Raw genomic sequence first — 15,058 nt, forward strand, 5'->3', positions numbered from 1 at the left:
GAGGGGCCAGCGCCAACGAAAAAAATTGCCATCAATCCTATCACGCCGCGGGAACGGCGTGACCGGGCGACAGCGGCGAAACGGGCGCTTCAGCCCTGGTTTTGCTGTTCTTCCTGCTGCTGGAGCATCCACATCGTCGCGTATTGACCTCCCGCGGCCAGCAGCGCCGGGTGGGTGCCCCGTTCGATGACGTGGCCGGCGCTCATCACCAGTATTTCGTCCGCATTCATGACGGTCGACAGGCGGTGCGCGATGATCAGCGTCGTGCGTCCGATGGCGGCCTGCTCGAGCTGGGCCTGGATGGCGCGTTCGGTCGCCGAGTCGAGGGCCGAGGTGGCTTCGTCGAAGATCAGGATGGGCGGGTTCTTGAGGAGCGCCCGGGCGATCGCGACGCGCTGCTTTTCGCCCCCGGACAGCTTGAGCCCCCGCTCGCCAACCTTGGTGTCGTATTTGAGCGGCAGGGATTCGATGAAATCGTGCAACTGCGCGGCGCGGGCGGCGGCCATGACTTCCTCGCGGCTGGCGGTCGGCCGCCCGTAGTTGATGTTGTAGAAGATGGTGTCGTTGAACAGCACCGTATCCTGAGGAACGATGCCGATGGCCGCGCGCAGGCTGCCCTGGCGCAGGCTGCGCAGGTCATGCCCGTTGATGCGGATGGCGCCGCCGCGCACGTCGTAGAAACGGTAGAGCAGCCGGGCCAGGGTCGATTTGCCGGCGCCGGAATGGCCGACGACGGCGACGGTCTTGCCCGGTGCGATGGCGAAATTCAGGTTCTTCAGGATTTGCCGATTGGCTTCGTAGGCGAAGTCGACCGCGTCGAAGTTGATCTGCAACGGTCCGGATGGCAGTTCGCGGGCGTCGGGCGAATCGGCGATTTCCTGATTCTCGTGCAGCAGGTTGAACATCCGTTCGATGTCGGTCAATGCCTGGCGGATTTCGCGGTAGACGATGCCGAGGAAGTTGAGCGGCATGTACAGCTGGATCAGGAAGGCATTGACCAGGACCAGGTCGCCGATGGTCATCTGGCCGGCAACGACGCCGCTGGCGGCGCGCCACATCATGGCGGTGACGCCGAGGGCGATGATCGCCGCCTGTCCGAGGTTGAGGTAGGCGAGGGTGGTCTGGCTGCGGGTGGCCGCGTCCTCCCACTTGAGCAGTTGCTCGTCGTAACGCCGGGCTTCCCAGTCCTCGTTGTTGAAATACTTGACCGTCTCGTAGTTGAGCAGGCTATCGACGGCGCGCGTGTTGGCGGCCGAATCGTTTTCATTGACCGCCCGGCGGATGTCGATGCGCCAGTTGCTGACCCGGACCGTGAACACCACGTAGGCAATCAGCGAAGCGAGGGTGATGAGCACGTAGCCGATGTCGTACTTGACGAAAAGAATCGCCAGCACGAGTCCGATCTCGACGAGCGTCGGCAGGATCGAATACAGGGTGTAGGAAATCAGGCTCGAGATGGAGCGGCTGCCCCGCTCGATGTCGCGGGAGACGCCGCCGGTCTGGCGCTCCAGGTGGAAGCGCAGCGACAGGGCGTGCAGGTGGCGAAACACCTCCAGCGACACCTGGCGTACCGCCCGCTGGGTGACGCGGGCGAAGAGGATTTCGCGCAGTTCGGTAAACAGCGAGGTGGAGAAGCGAAGGATGCCGTACAGCGCGAGCAGCAAGACCGGGAGGGCCAGCACCTGCTGTTCGCCGCCCAGGCCGTCGATCATTTCCTTGAAAATCATCGGCACGCCGACGTTGGCGAGCTTGGCGCCGATTAGGCAGCCCAGCGCGGCGAGCACGCGCAGCCGATAGCGCCACAGGTAGGGAAACAGCGTGCGCAAGGTCAGCCACACGTGGGTCTGGGCAAGCGCCTGGCCGGCGGGCGGTTTGGGGAGGGCGGTGGAGCGGCGCATGGGGGATGAGAATCGAATTGTTATGGTCGGGCAAGTATATGAAAACCGCCCGCTTTACGGGAAAATCCCGCTGTACATTCGTTACGGGTGAATCATGACTTCCGCTTTCCTTGCGCTTCCCGCCAAGCACTGCACGCTGCGCGTCGTACCGATGCCGGCCGACCTCAACCAGAACGGCGACGTATTCGGCGGCTGGGTGATGGCCCAGGTCGACGTCGCCGGGGCCATTCCCGCCATGCATCGCGCCAAGGGGCGGGTGGCGACCGTTTCGGTCAATTCCTTCATGTTCAAGCAACCGATCTCGGTCGGTGACATCGTCAGCTTCTATGCCGACATCGTGCGTGTCGGGACGACCTCGATCACGGTGCGCGTCGAAGTGTACGCCGAGCGGAATTACGCCGCTCCGCTCATCGTCAAGGTCACCGAGGCCGAGTTGACCTACGTGGCGATCGACGGCAATGGCATGAAACGGAATGTTCCGCCCGAAAATTGACCGGAAATGGTCTAAAATCCGACGGTTAATCAATCACCCGCCCGCTAGCGAGCCACCCCATGAACAAACTCACCTTGCGTACCGTGCCGGCCTTGATGCTGCTGGCCTTTTCCGGCATGGCTTCCGCCGCCGCGTTCCAGCTCTGGGAGCAAAACGCCAGCGGCCTGGGCAACGCCTACGCGGGTTCGGCGGCGGTGGCCGACAATGCCAGCACCGTGTTCTTCAATCCGGCCGGGATGACGCAACTGACCGGCTTCCAGCTCTCGGCCGGGGTGGTCGGGGTCGGGCCGAGCTATGAATTCCGCAATGACGGCTCGAGCGCTACGGGCAACAACGGCGGCGATGCCGGTGGCTGGCATGCCGTACCCAATCTCTACCTGTCGGGCCGCGTGACCGACCGCCTCTCCCTGGGCTTCGGCGTCTCGGCACCCTTCGGCCTGGCGACCGAGTACGACAGCGGCTGGATCGGACGTAGCCAGTCGATCAAGTCGGAGATACGCACGATCAACTTCAACCCGTCGGTGGCCTATCGCGTCAATGACAAGCTGTCCCTCGGCTTTGGCGTCAACTACCAGAAAATCGATGCCGAGCTGACCAATTCGCTGTCCCGCCTGAAGGGCGACGACTCCGCCTGGGGCTGGAACGTCGGCGCATTGTTCACGCTGTCGCCCGCCATGCGGGTGGGCCTGTCCTATCGCTCCTCCATCAAGTACACCCTGGAAGGAACGATGAATGGAACGATTCCGCTCAGGGCCGACGTCGAACTGCCGGATACCGCCATCCTGTCGGTGTGGCAGCAGGTCTCCGACCGCTGGGAAGCGATGGGTGATCTGTCCTACACCCGCTGGGGCACCCTGCGCTCGCTGAACGTGGTCAGTCGCGCCAGCGGTGCGACGCTGGGCACGGAATCGTTCAACTATGACAACGCCTGGCGCGTCGCCTGGGGCGCCGCCTACAAGGCCAGCGACGCGGCCAAGCTGAAGTTCGGCATCGCCTACGACCGCACGCCGGTCAAGGACTCCGATCGTTCCGCCCGCGTGCCGGACAACAGCCGCCTGTGGCTGTCTCTCGGCGGGCAATGGAATACCGGCCGCTACGGCAAGATCGACCTCGGCTACAGCTACCTCTACGTCCGCGATCCCGACATCAACATGAACAAGAACGGGACGACCCTGCGCGGCAGTTACGATGCGGGCGCCCATATCGTCGGCGTGCAGTACTCGGTAGGCTTCTAAGCCAGAGCGGAAGCGTTCGGGGTGCCGACACTGGAGCTGGCGGGCGTGAGCTTGGGGATGCGCGAGGCGCTGATCGTCCTGATCGCGCTGGTCGCCCTCTACATGCTCTTCGTCGTGCTCCGCATGCGCCATTTGCGTCGGCAGCAGGTGTCCCCGCCACAGCAGGAGCCGGCGCCGGCCCTGGCGGCCGAGGCCGGAGATACGGACGAAAGCGGGCCGGCGGCCCCGGATGACGAAGCCGCGCCGGAGCCCGACCGGGACGATGCGCCGCTGCACCTGGGCCGGGAAGTCTTGCGCTCCGGGCTCGAGCAGGAGCTGGCCCAGCTGCGCGACGAGGTGGATGCGGTGCGTGGCGAACTGGCGGCATTGCGCGCCGACATGCATCATGAGCTGGCCTCCCTGAGGGCCTGCCAGACGGTCTCGCCGATTTACGGCGACGCCATGCAGCTGGCGGTTTCCGGGTACGATGCGGCGGCCATCGCGGAACGTTGCGGCATAGCGCGGGCCGAGGCCGATCTGGTCGTCGCGCTGGCCAAGAGTCAGGAGCGTTGAGGCAGGCATGGCGGAACAATCGAACGGACCGGATAACGACAACGCCGCAGGCGAATTGCGTGGCCAGCTGAGCAAACGGCTCGCGGTGGCGGGCGTGCTGGTGGCCATGCTGCTGGGCGTCCTGGCTTTCTTCGATTACCTCGCGAACCCGCCCGAAGACTCGGAAGCGGTGGTATTTACCAAGCCTGTCCCGGTGGCGCCGCAGAAAGCGGTGTCGCAACCGGTCACCCCGACGGAAAACCTGCCCGAGCCTCCGGCGCCCGAAAAAACCGAGGCAGTTGTGGAGACGCCGCCCCCGCCCACGGTCGAGGCGCAAGCTGCCGCGCCCGTCGACAGCAAGCCGGAAGTGCGCGCCGATCAACGGCCGTCGGCCCCGGTGGCCGGTCACCGGCTGGCGCCGGCGCATCCCCCGGCTGTCGTCGCTCCCGCGCCGGCCAAACCGATCGCCGAAGGGTCGGCGGAACCGACCGGCCCGGCGCCGCGCCCGACGCCGTCGCTGGAATCGGCACCGGCACCGACACCTGCCAGACCGGTGGCGCGCCTCGTCGAGCCCCGGCCCGTGGCGCCGATCCTGCCGCCTACGGTTTCCCGGCTGTTTTCGGGCTTCGTTCTGCAGGCCGGCGTGTTTTCCAGCGCCCAGCGGGCGGAGGAGCTGCATGCCCGGCTGACCTTGAGCGGAGTGCCGTCAACGCTGGAAACCCGTGTTCAGGTTGGCCCCTTCCGCACCAAGCACGAAGCGGAGGCGGCACAGGCGAAGCTGAAGGAGCTGGGGGTCGAAACCATCCTGGTGCCGCCGCGCGGCAAAAACCAGTAGTCCGCTTTCACCGGCAACAAAGCGCCGGGCGAAACGCCTGATCAGGGCATCCCGGGCAAGCGGGGCAGGCCGAGGCTGCGGCGCACATCGCGATGCAGTTGCAGGGGCGGCGGCAGCGGCATGCCGTAGCCGCCGCGCCGGTCGTCGTAGCCGCGATGGTCGTGGCGGCGGTCGCCGTAACCGTCGTAGTAGCGATATCCCGACTGGTAATAGATGCTGGTCGTCGGATAGCCGTAGACCGGGTAGGTCTCGACGTAGGCCGGCGGTGGCCGCTGGTAGCCGACCGGGTAGGTCGGGACGACGGTGCAGGCGCTCAGGCCGCCCAGCAATGCGGCGGCGAGAGTAAGGCGGAGGGCGAGCGACTTGCGGTTCATGGTGGCGATATTCCGTGCTTGGGTAAGCAAATAACGCAGCGGCGTCGCGTCGGGCCTACGCAGGCTTGTAACAATTCGTTAAGCGGGCGGCGTGTCGCATGTTTCGTGCGCCTTGCGGATGCGCCGGGCAAACACATTCATTTCCTTCGCGGCCTGGATGTCGCCCTTGGCTTCGGCCACGGCGATTCCCCGTTCGTAGGCCGTCAGCGCGAGAAGGTCGTCGCCGGCCTCGACGAGCGCCTTGCCGAGCGCCTTCCAGGCGGCGGAGTAGGCGGGGTCGCGGTCCACGGCGGCCCGGAAGCTGGAGGCCGCCTTGTCCGGCGCGCCGGCCTTGAGGTATTCGTTGCCGAGCGAGAAGCGGAGCAGGGCGCCGTCGCGCGGGCCGTCGAGCATTTTTTCCAGGGATTCGATGCGTGGGTTCATGTGGGGTCGGGGCTAAAATAAGGTTTTCGCAAAACAGGACAGGAAGAGTTTCCCATGGCCAAGACCATCATCGCCACACCGAACGCCCCGGCCGCCATCGGCACCTATTCGCAAGCCGTGCGCGTCGGCGACACCGTTTACCTGTCGGGGCAGATCGGCCTCGATCCGGCCTCCATGCAGATGGTAGACGGCATCGAAGCGCAAATCGTTCGCGTTTTCGACAATCTCAAGGCCGTGGCCGAAGCCGCCGGCGGTTCGCTGGCCGATGTCGTCAAGCTCAACGTCTTCCTGACCGACCTGGCCAACTTCGCCAAGGTCAATGAAACGATGGCCCGCTACTTCAGCGAGCCCTTCCCGGCCCGCGCTGCCGTCGGCGTCAAGGAACTGCCGCGCGGCGCGCTGGTCGAGGCCGACGCCGTGATGTTCATCGGCTGATCGCCACGCATGACGACCGGCGGAGCCCCGGCTCCGATTCGCGCTTCCGACGCCCTGCTCAAGAAGCTCGCCAAGATCGGCCTCCACAGCGAGGCCGATTTGCTGGTTCATCTGCCGCTGCGCTACGAGGACGAGACGCGGGTCACGCCGGTGAACCGTGCCTTTGGCGGCGAGCCGGTGCAGGTCGAGGTCGTCGTGCACGGCAACGAGGTGCAATACCGGCCGCGCCGGCAGATGGTGGTGCGGGCCGGCGACGACAGCGGCGACATCACGCTGCGCTTCTTCAGCTTCTATCCGAACCAGCAGGCGGCCTTGAGCGAAGGCTCGCGGATCCGGGCGTTCGGCGAGGTGCGCGGCGGCTTTTTCGGGGCCGAGATGGTGCACCCGCGCTTCCGCAAGGTGGCCGACGACGAGCCGCTGCCGACGGAAATGACGCCGGTGTATCCGACGACCGCCGGGCTGTCCAGCTCGGCGCTGCAGAAGCTGATCGGCAAGGCGCTGGTGGCCGGCGACCTGTCGGAAACCCTGCCCGACGAACTGCGCCAGCGCCTCAAGCTGCCCGGCCTGGGGCGCAGCCTCAAATTCCTGCACATGCCGCCGCCGGGGACCGAGCTCGATACGCTGCATGCGCGCAACCACCCGGCCTGGCGGCGGGTCAAGTTCGACGAGGTGCTGGCCCAGCAGCTGTCGCTGCGTCGGGCCTACCTGGCCCGGCGCGAGCAGGGGGCGCCGGTGTTGCGGGCGCGGGACGACCTCGGGGCGCGCCTGCTCGACAGCTTGCCCTTCGGCCTGACCGGCGCACAGGCGCGGGCGATGGCCGAGATCGGCGCCGATCTGGCCCAGCCCTACCCGATGCAACGCCTGCTGCAGGGCGATGTCGGCGCCGGCAAGACCATCGTCGCCGCGCTGGCCGCCTGCCAGGCGATTTCGGCGGGCTGGCAGGCGGCTTTCATGGCGCCGACCGAAATCCTTGCCGAGCAGCATTACCTGAAGCTGCGCGACTGGCTGGCGCCGCTCGGCGTGCGCGTCGCCTGGCTGTCGGGCAGCCTGAAGAGCAAGGCCAGGCGGGAACAGCTGGCGGCGACGGCGGCCGATGCGCAACTGGTCGTCGGCACCCATGCGCTGATCCAGGACGGGGTCGATTTCGCCCGGCTCGGGCTGGCCATCGTCGACGAGCAGCACCGTTTCGGCGTCGCCCAGCGCCTGGCGCTGCGCAAGAAGGGCAACAATCCGCACCAGCTGATGATGTCGGCGACGCCGATTCCCCGCACGCTGGCCATGAGCTATTACGCCGACCTCGACGTGACGGTGCTCGACGAACTGCCGCCGGGGCGGACGCCGATCAAGACCCGGCTGGTCGCCGACAACCGGCGCAGCGACGTGGTCGGCTTCATCGGCAAGCATGTCGAAGAGGGGCGGCAGGCCTACTGGGTCTGCCCGCTGATCGAGGAGTCGGAAGCCCTGCAGTTGCAGACGGCGCAGGATACCTACGAGCAGCTGTCGGCCGATCTGCCGGGGCTGCGCGTCGGACTGGTGCATGGGCGGCTCAAGGCCGACGAAAAGCAGGCGGTGATGGCCGCCTTCGCCGCCGGCGACATCGACGTGCTGGTGGCGACGACGGTGATCGAAGTCGGCGTCGACGTGCCGAATGCCAGCCTGATGGTCATCGAGCATGCCGAGCGTTTTGGGCTGTCGCAACTGCACCAGCTGCGCGGGCGGGTCGGTCGCGGCCAGGCCGAATCGAGCTGCGTGCTGATCTATGCCGGGCCGTTGGGCGAAATCGCCCGGCAGCGCCTGAAGATCATCTTCGAGAACACCGACGGCTTCGAGATCGCCCGCCAGGATTTGCAGATCCGCGGTCCCGGCGAATTCGTCGGCAGCCGGCAGAGCGGCGTGCCGCTATTGCGCTATGCCGACCTGGAAATGGATGCCGACCTGATCGACATGGCGCGCGAAGTGGCCGAGGAGATGCTGGCCGCGCATCCGGCCCTGGCCGAGAAGCACCTGCAGCGCTGGCTGGGGTCGCGCGAGGAACTGCTCAAGTCCTGAGGGGCTTCAGGCGGCCAGGGGACGCCGGGCCGAGGCCGCCACGCCTTCGCTCAGCGTTTTGAGGACCGGCAGGCGCGGGCCGTCGCGCAAGGAAATCATCCCGGTCGGAATGCGGGCTATGTCCGGCGGCACGGTTTCAATGACCAGGTCGGCGGCGTGCGCCGACTGCTCGACGACCCGGCGCGGCATCAGCGTCCACCCGAGGCCGACGGCAATGCAGCCGAGGATGCCTTCCAGCGTGCCGAACTCCATGGCATCGGACAGCGCGTGGCCTTGCTTGCGCTGCCAGGCGATGGCCCGGGTGCGGTAGGCGCAGCCTTCGCGGAACATGATCAGCGGCAGCATGACCGGATCGCAGCCGGCGGCGTGGACCTGCACCAGTTCCTCGACCACCAGTTCCTCGAAGCGCAGCTCGGGATGGACGACGGGGCCGGCGACGAAGGCGCAGTCGAGCTTGTGGTCGAGGACTTTGCCGGTCAGCTTGCTGGTGGTGTCGGTGAACACGCGCAGTTCCAGGCGCGGGTGGCTGGCCCGCACGGCCTTCAGGGCGCCGGGCAGGTGCAGCGCGGCGAAGGTTTCCATCGAGCCGATGCGCAGCTCGCCGACGCTTTCGCCGGCCTGGCGCACGGCGCTCGCCGTCTGCCTTTCCAGCGCCAGCATGCGGCGGGCGTAGTCGAGCAGGACGCGGCCCGAGGGCGCCAGTTCCAGCCCGCGTCCCTTGCGGAAGAACAGTTCGGCGCCCAGCTCTTCCTCGAGCTTGCGTATCCGGCCGGTGACGTTCGACTGCACGGTATTCAGCTTGCGCGAAGCGGCCAGGATGCCGCCTTCTTCGACGACGGCCTGGAAGGTGCGGAGGGCGATCAGTTCCATCGATATATCTCAATAAAAGAACGATCTGTTCAAAACAAATCATTTGTGCCGATAATTTAGCGCGGATATGGTGTCGGCTCAAGCCAAAAAAGGAGAGAGCCATGAACTCGCAGAGCGCGCGCCTGAAGGTGCTGAGCGCCGGGATTTTCAGCCTGCTGCTGACCTTCGGGGTCGCCCGTTTCGCCTACACGCCGCTGCTGCCGATCATGCAGCAACAGGCCGGGCTGGGGCTGGCCGAAGCCGGCTGGCTGGCGGCGCTGAACTACGCCGGCTACCTGAGCGGGGCGCTGGTCGCCTCGGTGATCAGCGACCTGGTCCTGAAGGATCGCCTCTATCGCATCGGGTTGGTGGTGGCCATCGTCAGCACGGCGATGATGGGCCTGACCAACGACCCGTGGCTGTGGACCCTGTCGCGCTTCATCGCCGGCCTCTCCAGCGCCGCCGGCATGCTGCTCGGTACCGGGCTGATCCTGAACTGGCTGATCCGCCACAACCACCGGCCGGAACTGGGCATCCATTTCGCCGGCATCGGGCTCGGCATCGCCGGCTGCTCGGTGGCGGTATGGGCGATGGTGGGCAGCTTCGACTGGCGCGAGCAGTGGTTCGCCTTCACGGCCATCGGCTGCCTGCTCATCGTTCCCGCCCTGGCCTGGCTGCCGGCGCCGGATACCAGCCTGGTCACCAAGAGCGGCGAGCCGATGCGCGACAACCCGCCCAGCCCGCTGTTCCTGCGCCTGTTCATGGCCGCCTATTTCTGCGCCGGCTTCGGCTACGTGATCAGCGCCACCTTCATCGTCGCCATCGTCGATGGCTTGCCCGGGCTGGCCGGGCAGGGGGCGCTGGCTTTCCTGGCCATCGGCCTGGCGGCGGCGCCGGCGGCCTTCAACTGGGACCTGATCGCCCGCTACACCGGCGACCTCAACGCCCTGATCCTCGCCGCCGTGCTGCAGATCGTCGGCATCGTGCTGCCGGTGGCGGTCGGCGGGCTGCTGCCGACCCTGTTCGGCGCGCTGCTCTTCGGCGGAACCTTCATCGGCATGGTCAGCCTGGTGTTGACCATGGCCGGGCGCTACTACCCGACGCGGCCGGCCAAGATGATGGGCCGGATGACGCTTTCCTACGGCGTGGCGCAGATCATCGGGCCGGCCATCGTTGGCTGGCTGGCGACCCGGCTGGGCAACTATTCGATCGGTCTGTATCTGGCCGGCGGCGTGATGGTGGTTGGGGTCGTGCTGCTGGTTATACTGAAAGTCGTGGAAAAACGGGATGCGGCGCCGGCCCCCTGCCTGCAAAACTGATACGGAGTAAGCGATGTTCAAGGGAATCCTGATCGAGAAGGACGAAGCCGGTTACCGCGCGGCGGTGAAGGATATCGACGAGGCGCAGTTGCCCGAGGGTGACGTCACGGTTCGCGTCGAATGCTCTTCGCTGAACTACAAGGACGGCCTGGCGATCACCGGCAAGGGCCCGGTGGTGCGCAAGTTTCCGATGGTGCCCGGTATCGACATCGCCGGCACGGTCGAAGCCAGCGCCAACCCTGACTACAAGGTCGGCGACCGCGTCGTGCTCAACGGCTGGGGCGTCGGCGAAACGCATTGGGGCGGCCTGGCCCAGAAGGCGCGCCTCAAGGGCGACTGGCTGGTGCCGCTGCCGGCGGCCTTCTCGGCGCAACAGGCGGTCGCCATCGGCACCGCCGGCTATACCGCCATGCTCTGCGTTATGGCCCTGGAGCGCCACGGCGTCAAGCCGGGCGACGGCGAGATCGTCGTCACCGGTGCGGCGGGCGGCGTCGGCAGCGTCGCCATCGCCGTGCTGAGCAAGCTCGGCCATACCGTGGTCGCGGTCAGCGGCCGGCCGGAAGAGGCCGATTACCTGAAGCAGCTGGGCGCTGCCGAAGTGCTCGAGCGCGGCGCCTTCTCGGCGCCCGGCAAGCCGCTCGGCAAGGAGCGCTGGGCGGGGGCGGTCGATGTGGTGGGCAGCCACACGCTGGCCAATATCTGCGCCACGACCCGCTATCGCGGCGTGGTCACCGCCTGTGGCCTGGCCGGCGGCATGGATTTTCCGTCCAGCGTGGCGCCCTTCATCCTGCGCGGGGTGACGCTGGTCGGGGTGGATAGCGTGATGTGTCCGCGTCCGGAGCGGCTGCTCGCCTGGGAGCGCCTGGCGCGCGACCTGGATGTCGCCAAGCTGGCCATGATCACGCACGAGGTGTCGCTGGCCGAGGCGATTCCGACCGCCGCCCTCCTGATGGACGGCAAGGTGCGCGGCCGCGTCGTCGTCGACGTCAATCGCTGAAGGGAGCGGCCATGCCTTACGTCAATATCAAGATCACCCGCGAAGGCGTCACCGCCGAGCAGAAGGCCCGCCTGATCCAGGGCGCGACGCAGTTGCTGGTCGATGTGCTGGGCAAGAACCCGAAGACGACGGTGGTCGTCATCGACGAGGTGGATACCGATAACTGGGGTGTCGGCGGCGAATCGGTCACGGTGCGCCGGGCGCGCGGGGAGTGATTCAGGCGCCGTAAAAAATTGATGGCGGCGCGGAACTTTTTTCGCTGCCGCTGTCTACTTCGCCTCTAATAAACCCAAACCCAACAGAGGCATTCATGGACGAGCTTTCCTACTTCGGCATCGGCTTCGCAGTCGTCATCTTCACCCTGGCCTGCTTCATGGCCTCCAAGCTGGCTTCGAGGAAGGCTTACCACTAAGTTGCGACAGCTCGACAGGCCTGCCGGTCAAACGACAAAGACGCCCGATGAACTTCATCGGGCGTTTTCAATTGTGGCAGCGGAAGCAATTGAAGGGTCGTCAGCAATCGGTCAGGGTGTGACGTGCATTATGAAAAATCGATATAAGCAGTATTTTGCAAGGGGGCTTTTCCAACGCGAAAAACTAAATTAATATAAAAATCAGCAATACCGAAAATAATAAATGAATTCGATAAGCAAATCATTTTTCGGAGACAAAATGCGTAATACATCCATCAAGGCCAGACTGGCCATCGGCTATGCCATTCTCTTGTTGCTGATCGTGATTGTCGGCGCGGCCGGCATCAGGGAACTGGGAACGATCAATGGCAAATTGAACGAAATCACCAGCATTAACGACGTCGAAAAGGACATGGCGCTGCGTTTGCGCATCAACGTCGATGTCCAGGCTATCACGATTCGCGACATCGTCCTGGCACTCAATGCCGAGGAAAGAAACAAGGCCAGCGAGCACCTGAACCAGTTGCGCGGGCAGTTTGCCGAGCGCCACGAAAAGCTGATGAAGATGTTCCAGGCCTATGAAGGGCAGCCGAACGAACTCGAGCAGATGAGCAAGATGAAGGCGGAGAGCGACGCGGTGAAGCCGTTCTTCGACAGCATTCGCGAACTCGCGCTGGCCGGCAAGACGGCGGAAGCCATGGCCAAGGCGCCGGAAATAGCGAGCCGCCTGAAAGGCCTGCGGGAGGCGACCGAGGCCCTGGCCAAAATCGAGGACGAGATGAACGTCAGCGCCATCAAGGAAGCCCAGGCGTCGTATGAAAGGGCGAAGACCACGTTGATCAGCGTGATGCTGGTTGCCGTGCTGCTGACGGTCGCGGGCGCCTGGCTGCTGACCCGCTCCATCACGCTTCCCATGGCCAGCCTGGAAAGCACCCTGAACAAGGTCGCCACCGGCGACGTCAGCCTGCAGGTGACGCAGAGCGGCCGGGATGAACTGACCCGGATGGAAAGCTCGACCGCCCAGATGGTCAAGTCGCTGAGCGATGCCATCGGGCAGGTGCGCAGCAATGCCGACAACGTGGCGGAAAACGCCGGCCTGCTCAGCGGCGCGGCCAAGCAGGTGCGTGAAAGTTCCGAGGCGCAGTCCGAGGCTTCGTCGGCAATGGCGGCGGCGCTGGAGGAAATGTCGGCGAGCATCAATCACGTCGCCAATCTTTCGCAGGATGCCCGCCAGATGGCCCAGAACGCCAGTACGGGCGCCGACAGCGGCGCCCGCCAGGTGGCCGCCATGCTCGACGAGATCGGCCGGGTGGCGAAAACCATCGAGGAAAGCGCCGAGAGCTCGCGCGCCCTGGATCAGGAGTCCGAGAAGATTTCGACCATCGTCAACGTGATCAAGGACGTCGCCGACCAGACCAACCTGCTGGCCCTCAACGCCGCCATCGAAGCGGCACGTGCCGGCGAAACCGGGCGCGGCTTCGCGGTCGTCGCCGACGAGGTGCGCAAGCTTGCCGAACGGACGACGACCTCGGCCCAGGAAATCACCAGCATGGTCAGCGGCATCCAGGAGCGCGCCCGCCGGATGAGCGGCAGCATGGCCCACACCGTCGACCAGATGCGCGAAGGGATGCAGATGGCGGAACAGGCCGGCGCGGTGATGGGCACCATCAACGACGGCGCCAAGCAGGTTACCGCGGTCATCGACGACGTGGCGATCGCCCTGAAGGAGCAGGCTTCGGCCAGCCACGACCTGGCGAATCGCGTCGAACTGATCGTCCAGATGGTGGATGAAAACTCGTCGGCGGTTAGCTCGGTGGCCGGTTCGGCCGGCCAGCTGGACCATCTGGCCGGCGATCTGCTGAACGCCGTTTCTCGCTTCAAGACCGCCTGACGCGGGCTGGCGCTGCGGTGGCCCGATGGCGGCCGCAACGCCCCCCCCGTCAAAAAGCAGAAAGCCGCCCGCGGGCGGCTTTTTTCATGGCCGGCCTCAGGCCATGAAGGCCTCGATCAGCCGCGCCACTTCCTCCGGCTGGTCGTGGTGCAGCATGTGATCGGCGTTCTCGATCCAGCGCTCGCTCATGTTGGCGAAGCAGGCCTGGCGGGCTTCCCAATCGCCGGGGCGCTGCTCGAAATCGCGCACCACCCAGGACTGGCGGCCGGCTACCCAGAGTACCGGGCAGCGCACCTCGCGCCAGATGGCCATCGACTCTTCCAGGCGGAACAGGTAGGGCGAGAAGTTCTTGTGCCACGGGTCGCCGTTCCAGATCACGCCGTGACGGCTTTCGCCGGCCTTGTTCTGCCCTTCGCCGATCTTGGCCAGGTGGCGGGACAGGTAGTCGGCGCGTTCGGCGGTCAGGAAGCGGTCGGTCTTCATCAGGCGGCGGGCGAAATCGGCGCGGTCCTGGTAGACATGCAGCTTCGGCACCTCGCGCGTCTGGTCCAGCCATTGCCGGTAGCGCTCCGGCGCCATGTCGGGCGTCGTCGGGGCGATGCCGAAGCCGTCCAGCGTGACCAGGCGCTCGACCCGCTCGGGGCGGATGCCGGCGTACAGGCAGGAGAGAATGCCGCCCATGCTGTGGCCGACTAGCCGGACCTGCCCCTCGGGCGCGTAATGGTCGAGGATGGCCTCCATGTCGCCCATGTGCTCGGCGAAATAGTAGGGGCGGTTCAGCCATTGCGAGGGGCCGAAGCCGCGCCAGTCGGGGGCGACGATGTTCCAGTCGCGCTGCAACGCATCGACGACGAACTGGTAGGAGGCGGAAACGTCCATCCAGCCGTGCAGCAGGAACAGCGTGGGCGCTTGCGGGTCGCCCCAGCGCCGGACGTGGAGGCGAAGGTCGGGGAGGTCGAGATGGTCGGAGCGGGAGGGGCGCATCGAGATCAGCTGGCGAGCAGTTTGTTCAACGCCGTTTCCAGGCGTTCCGGGGTGAAGGGCTTGGACATCCAGCCGCTGGCGCCGGCGGCGCGGAAGGCGGCTTTCATCTCGGCGGAGGTTTCGGTGGTCAGGACCAGGATGGGCACGCTCCGGTTGTTGCTGCCGGCGCGGACGGCCTTGACCATGCCCAGGCCGTCGAGGCCCGGCATGTTCTGGTCGCAGATGATCAGCTCGAGCGGCTCATGCCTGACGACTTCCAGGCCGGCGCGGCCGCCCGACGCTTCGAGGATGCGATAACCGGACGGCTCCAGCGTGGCCTTCAGCATGTTGCGG

Annotated in this window: 16 protein-coding genes; 10 read left to right on the forward strand and 6 right to left on the reverse strand. The window is 66.0% G+C overall.

Annotated features, from left to right (window positions below):
* Positions 1-89: 89 nt before the first annotated feature.
* Complete coding sequence (locus Q0P59_RS17995; protein WP_295008945.1) at positions 90-1,898, reverse strand: ABC transporter ATP-binding protein/permease; 1,809 nt, start codon at positions 1,896-1,898, stop codon at positions 90-92.
* 94 nt (positions 1,899-1,992) lie between these two features.
* On the opposite strand from Q0P59_RS17995, the gene Q0P59_RS18000 reads away from it, so the two are divergent.
* The 4 genes from Q0P59_RS18000 to Q0P59_RS18015 are packed head-to-tail and all read left to right on the forward strand — an operon-like array spanning position 1,993 to position 4,992.
* On the forward strand, positions 1,993-2,391 hold the full coding sequence (locus Q0P59_RS18000; protein WP_295008947.1) for an acyl-CoA thioesterase: 399 nt from the start codon (positions 1,993-1,995) through the stop codon (positions 2,389-2,391).
* Positions 2,392-2,450: 59 nt separating this feature from the next.
* Positions 2,451-3,626: an outer membrane protein transport protein gene (locus Q0P59_RS18005; RefSeq protein ID WP_295008949.1), complete on the forward strand. Its 1,176-nt coding sequence runs from the start codon at positions 2,451-2,453 to the stop codon at positions 3,624-3,626.
* A gap of 45 nt (positions 3,627-3,671) precedes the next feature.
* Positions 3,672-4,178 (forward strand): DUF2802 domain-containing protein, encoded by a 507-nt coding sequence (locus Q0P59_RS18010; protein WP_295008951.1) that lies wholly within the window; start codon positions 3,672-3,674, stop codon positions 4,176-4,178.
* Between the two features lie 7 nt (positions 4,179-4,185).
* Positions 4,186-4,992, forward strand: coding sequence for an SPOR domain-containing protein (locus Q0P59_RS18015; protein WP_295008953.1), 807 nt, complete (start codon positions 4,186-4,188; stop codon positions 4,990-4,992).
* Positions 4,993-5,033: 41 nt separating this feature from the next.
* On the opposite strand, the gene Q0P59_RS18020 is transcribed toward Q0P59_RS18015, so the two are convergent.
* Together Q0P59_RS18020 and Q0P59_RS18025 are read right to left on the reverse strand one after the other, a co-directional pair.
* The gene (locus Q0P59_RS18020; protein WP_295008955.1) at positions 5,034-5,366 is read right to left on the reverse strand and encodes a hypothetical protein; all 333 of its coding nucleotides are present in this window, start codon (positions 5,364-5,366) and stop codon (positions 5,034-5,036) included.
* A 78-nt stretch (positions 5,367-5,444) separates the two neighbouring features.
* Positions 5,445-5,789, reverse strand: coding sequence for a tetratricopeptide repeat protein (locus Q0P59_RS18025; RefSeq protein WP_295008957.1), 345 nt, complete (start codon positions 5,787-5,789; stop codon positions 5,445-5,447).
* Between the two features lie 54 nt (positions 5,790-5,843).
* On the opposite strand from Q0P59_RS18025, the gene Q0P59_RS18030 reads away from it, so the two are divergent.
* Together Q0P59_RS18030 and recG are read left to right on the forward strand one after the other, a co-directional pair.
* On the forward strand, positions 5,844-6,224 hold the full coding sequence (locus tag Q0P59_RS18030) for a RidA family protein (protein ID WP_150429740.1): 381 nt from the start codon (positions 5,844-5,846) through the stop codon (positions 6,222-6,224).
* Positions 6,225-6,233: 9 nt separating this feature from the next.
* Positions 6,234-8,273: an ATP-dependent DNA helicase RecG gene (gene recG, locus Q0P59_RS18035; RefSeq protein WP_295008960.1), complete on the forward strand. Its 2,040-nt coding sequence runs from the start codon at positions 6,234-6,236 to the stop codon at positions 8,271-8,273.
* A gap of 6 nt (positions 8,274-8,279) precedes the next feature.
* Here recG and Q0P59_RS18040 read toward each other — a convergent pair whose 3' ends face one another.
* Entirely contained in the window at positions 8,280-9,143 is an 864-nt protein-coding gene (locus tag Q0P59_RS18040; protein ID WP_295008962.1) for a LysR substrate-binding domain-containing protein, read from the reverse strand.
* A 101-nt stretch (positions 9,144-9,244) separates the two neighbouring features.
* Here Q0P59_RS18040 and Q0P59_RS18045 point away from each other — a divergent pair, with 101 nt between their 5' ends.
* The 4 genes from Q0P59_RS18045 to Q0P59_RS18060 all read left to right on the forward strand — a co-directional run bounded on the left by Q0P59_RS18045 (position 9,245) and on the right by Q0P59_RS18060 (position 13,741).
* Entirely contained in the window at positions 9,245-10,441 is a 1,197-nt protein-coding gene (locus Q0P59_RS18045; protein WP_295008964.1) for a YbfB/YjiJ family MFS transporter, read from the forward strand.
* A gap of 13 nt (positions 10,442-10,454) precedes the next feature.
* Positions 10,455-11,438, forward strand: a complete 984-nt coding sequence (locus Q0P59_RS18050; protein WP_295008966.1) for an MDR family oxidoreductase — start codon at positions 10,455-10,457, stop codon at positions 11,436-11,438.
* 11 nt (positions 11,439-11,449) lie between these two features.
* Positions 11,450-11,653 (forward strand): 4-oxalocrotonate tautomerase family protein, encoded by a 204-nt coding sequence (locus Q0P59_RS18055; RefSeq protein ID WP_295008967.1) that lies wholly within the window; start codon positions 11,450-11,452, stop codon positions 11,651-11,653.
* 456 nt (positions 11,654-12,109) lie between these two features.
* Positions 12,110-13,741, forward strand: coding sequence for a methyl-accepting chemotaxis protein (locus Q0P59_RS18060; protein WP_295008969.1), 1,632 nt, complete (start codon positions 12,110-12,112; stop codon positions 13,739-13,741).
* A gap of 96 nt (positions 13,742-13,837) precedes the next feature.
* Here Q0P59_RS18060 and Q0P59_RS18065 read toward each other — a convergent pair whose 3' ends face one another.
* Positions 13,838-14,725 carry an alpha/beta hydrolase gene (locus tag Q0P59_RS18065; RefSeq protein WP_295008971.1) on the reverse strand — a complete coding sequence of 296 codons (888 nt, stop codon included), beginning with the start codon at positions 14,723-14,725 and terminating at the stop codon, positions 13,838-13,840.
* Positions 14,726-14,730: 5 nt separating this feature from the next.
* Positions 14,731-15,058 (reverse strand): response regulator (locus Q0P59_RS18070; protein ID WP_295008973.1); only part of this gene is annotated, 328 nt, incomplete at its 5' end.

The sequence above is a fragment of the uncultured Dechloromonas sp. genome, from assembly GCF_945957265.1.
GTDB lineage: Bacteria > Pseudomonadota > Gammaproteobacteria > Burkholderiales > Rhodocyclaceae > Azonexus.